This window comes from Ferroglobus sp. (assembly GCF_015521575.1).
Lineage (GTDB): Archaea > Halobacteriota > Archaeoglobi > Archaeoglobales > Archaeoglobaceae > Ferroglobus.
In genome coordinates this window covers 1-3,742 of the sequence record NZ_WANY01000032.1, presented here as the reverse complement: position 1 = coordinate 3,742, position 3,742 = coordinate 1, and the positions used below count along the sequence as shown (strand labels likewise).

Here is a 3,742-nt window from a genome sequence, read left to right as displayed (position 1 = left end):
GATAAAAGCGTGTCGGAATTTGCTTTCGCTCTTAGATGCCTTGTTATAAAAAGAGCTGCCTACTGGAAATAAAAATCATCGGTAGTGGATGTTAAAGAAAAACGAATTGATTTTGACGGGAGTTGCCAGCGAGAAACTACTTGACAGCTAGGTCTTTACATAAGGAACTTTTTAATTACTGCGAAAATGAGCTTAAGTTTTTGATAGATAAAAGCACCTTGGCTGGGAAGAGCTATTGAGGGTTCAGATTTGAATTTCGAGCAAGAAACCTTTCGGAAAGAGAAATCTAGTTGAATCAGCGTTTTCATCCTTCAGCAAGTTGTTCATATTGTATTACTACCCTCTGAGGTGGTTAATTTGACGGGACTACGTTAACCAACCGCTGCTGTGTAAATTCTGAAGAACATAATACTATAAACTTTTCGAAAGCCTCTGAAATCCGCAAACCAAGAATAGCATCCCAAGCGTATTTTCTTAGAACGTTTTTATCATTTCCCGGATTTTTAACAAATTGTTCTCAATTTTTTAACAAAACTAGGTGTAAGGGCGTTTAACAAAAAGGGAATAAGCCGCCGCCGGGATTTGAACCCGGGACCTGGTGATTACAAGTCACCCGCTCTGCCAGCTGAGCCACGGCGGCTTCAAGTTATTTGGTAGTCGAAGAGTTAAAAAGTTTTATCGTTGGAGTTTGGCGTTGCACACTTGGCAGACAGTAACTCCGTCCTTAGTTCTGTAGAAGTACGCTTTGTTTCCGCAGAAGGGACACTTCACGACATCACCTCTATGTCTCCGTACTTTTTCACGAAGTCAACAAGTCCCCCTTCGTTCAGAATCCTCAGCATAAACTCCGGAAGAGGTTTTGCCCTTATTTCTACCCCTTTACTTAAGTTTCTTATTACTCCTTTTTCGAGATCAACCTCAAGCTCGTCTCCGCTGTCGATATTGTCGGTATCTGCTATTAAAACTGGCAAACCCACGTTTATCGCATTTCTGTAAAAAATTCTTGCGAAACTCTTGGCTATGACTGCGGAAACTCCTGCAACTTTCAAAGCTAAGGGAGCGTGCTCTCTACTACTCCCCATCCCGAAGTTTTTTCCAGCAACGACGAAATCTCCTTTGCTGAACTTCTTCATAAAATCTGGATCCGCATCTTCCATGACGTGCTTTGCCAACTCCTCAATTTTGCTTCTCAAATGGTAGTACCTTCCGGGAGTGATGTGGTCTGTCGTTATATTATCTCCGAACTTCCAAGCTCTCCCTTTTAAAATCATGTGAGCAAGTCTGAAAGGAGATATTTTAAGTTTTTCAGCTTCGATTAGTAAAATTTATTAACTGAAATTATTTGATCAGAATTTATTTGTTACAATTTAAGATAGGAAAGTTTATTATTTTAAAGTATCAAATCATGTTTGGGTGATTTAAAATGAAAAAGGGTTTGGTTGCAGTGACGATTTTGCTGATCTTGGCAGTTGCCTTCGCTGGCTGTGCTCAACCAGAGAAACCAGCGGAAAAGCCAGCTGAAAAACCGAAGGCTACTGAAACTCCGAAAAAAGTAGAAGCTAAGGAAAAGAAGACGATTGTAATAGGTGTAACTGACAAGATTACAGAGCTTGATCCAGCGAATGCTTACGACTTCTTCACGTGGGAAGTCATGAACAACGTAATGGGTGGCTTAATGAGGTACAAGCCGGGAACAACGGAACTTGAGCCTTACTTAGCTGAGAGCTACGAGATACAGGAGGGTGGTAAGGTTTACATCTTCTACCTCAGGAAAGACTTGAAATTTGCTGATGGAACGCCTTGCACGGCTAAAGACTTTGAGAGGAGCATAAAGAGAGTTATGAAGATAGCCGGCGACCCCTCGTGGCTCGTAACGGACTTCGTTGAGGATGTGCAAGCGATAGACGACTACACTCTCAAGTTCGTCCTGAAAAAGCCGGTAGCGTACTTCTTAGCTTTGACAGCCACGCCGCCTTACTTCCCGGTTCATCCGAACTACAAGCCAGACGAGATCGATCCGGATCAAACAGCTGGTGGAGTTGGACCTTACAAGATAGTCAAGTGGGTTAGAGATCAGGAGCTCGTGCTTGAAGCAAACGAGAACTTCTTCGGAGAGAAGCCGAAGACTGAGAGAATAATTGTCAAGTTCTACGCGGACGCAACAACCTTGAGGCTTGCAATCGAGAAAGGAGAAGTGGACATAGCTTGGAGAACGCTCAATCCTGTGGATCTCGAATCCCTCAAGAAGAAGAGCGGACTTAAAGTCTACGAGGTTCCGGGAGGAGCGATAAGGTATCTCGTGCTGAACGGCAATGAAACCTACGGATATCCGACAGCCAACAAACTCGTTAGGCAAGCTATTGCTGCCGCCATCGACAGAGAAGACATCTCGAAGAGGGTTTACCTTGGCACCTGGGCACCGCTTTACTCTCTCGTGCCGATGGGAATGTGGAGTCACATAGAAGCTTTCAAAGAGAAGTACGGGGATGGAAACATCGAATTAGCTAAGCAGCTGTTGCAACAGGCAGGATACAGCGAGGAGAACAAGCTAAAGATTGAGCTCTGGTGGACTCCGACGCATTACGGAGATACAGAAAAAGACCTCGCTCAAGTTTTGAAGGAGCAGCTTGAGGCTACCGGAATGATAGAAGTGGAGTTGAAGAGTGCCGAGTGGTCGACCTATGTCGACTACGCAAGAAAGGGAGCTATGATGGCATCCCTCTTCGGCTGGTATCCAGACTACATCGATCCCGACGACTACACGACTCCGTTCCTAAAGAGCGGAGCTAACAGATGGCTTGGCTATCCGTACAGCAACCCAGAGGTTGATGAGTTGCTTGAAAAAGCTTCAGTGGAGACTGATCAGGCTAAGAGAGCGGAGTACTATGAGGAAGTGCAGAGAATCCTTGCTGAAGACGCTCCAATAATACCGCTCGTCCAAGGACAGCTATCCCTTGTTGCTAAGGAGAACATAGGCGGAATAACCCTCGACCCGACGATGATATTCAGATACTACACGCTATATTGGGAGGAGTAAAGATTTTCCACTATTTTTTATTTACAGAACTTTTTTAAAACGCAATAGATAGTTGAAGGCAATGTCTTCTCTAAGAACATACATAATCACAAGAGCTCTGCTTGTGATTCCGACAGTACTGATCTTGTTAACTGTAGTCTTCTTTATCCTCAGGATTCTTCCCGGAGACCCCATAGCGGCGATGGTTGGACAGAAAGTTCCACCGGAAGTTCTGGAAAAACTCAGAAAGGAAGCTGGCTTGGACAAGCCAATAGTCGTTCAGTACATCGAATATCTTTACAATATGGCCCATGGAGACTTCGGCAAATCTCTAATCTGGGGTAGAAGACCGGTGATAGAGGAAATAGCGGATAGGTTTCCAGCAACTCTTGAATTGACGATTTTCGGTTTCACCATAAGCGTTCTCATTGGCATAATTACCGGCTCAATAGCTGCTTTTAGAAGGGGTACGAAAGTTGATGCCTCCCTCAGACTTTACAGCGTTTTCGCTTACACCCTTTTCATTCCGTGGTTCGGTATGCTTTTGCAGATGGTTTTCGGAGTTTATCTCTGACTTTTACCGATAGGGGGTAGAATTGATGCCGGTTTAGCTCCGGAAAGAATCACCGGACTTTACGTCATAGACAGCTTGTTGACATTAAATTTCGACGCTTTGGTTAGCGCTCTAAGCCACCTAATTTTACCCTCGATAACTCTCGGAATAGT

At 44.3% G+C, this 3,742-nt stretch carries 2 protein-coding genes, 1 tRNA gene and 1 pseudogene; 2 read left to right on the top strand and 2 right to left on the bottom strand.

Annotation, left to right across the window (positions count from 1 at the left end):
- Positions 1–567 precede the first annotated feature (567 nt).
- Positions 568–640 (bottom strand) — tRNA-Thr (locus F7C14_RS01225).
- 127 nt (positions 641–767) lie between these two features.
- Entirely contained in the window at positions 768–1,268 is a 501-nt protein-coding gene (locus F7C14_RS01220; RefSeq protein ID WP_367114307.1) for a 3-isopropylmalate dehydratase small subunit, read from the bottom strand.
- Between the two features lie 155 nt (positions 1,269–1,423).
- Between F7C14_RS01220 and F7C14_RS01215 the strand changes: the two genes are divergently transcribed.
- Together F7C14_RS01215 and F7C14_RS01210 are read left to right on the top strand one after the other, a co-directional pair.
- Positions 1,424–3,037 (top strand): ABC transporter substrate-binding protein, encoded by a 1,614-nt coding sequence (locus tag F7C14_RS01215; RefSeq protein ID WP_290898979.1) that lies wholly within the window; start codon positions 1,424–1,426, stop codon positions 3,035–3,037.
- A 61-nt stretch (positions 3,038–3,098) separates the two neighbouring features.
- Positions 3,099–3,742, top strand: a pseudogene (locus F7C14_RS01210) (ABC transporter permease); the annotation flags it as partial.

Excerpts from the sequence above, each read along its gene's own strand:
- F7C14_RS01215 (WP_290898979.1), top strand. The coding sequence starts at position 1,424 with ATGAAAAAGGGTTTGGTTGCAGTGACGATTTTGCTGATCTTGGCAGTT.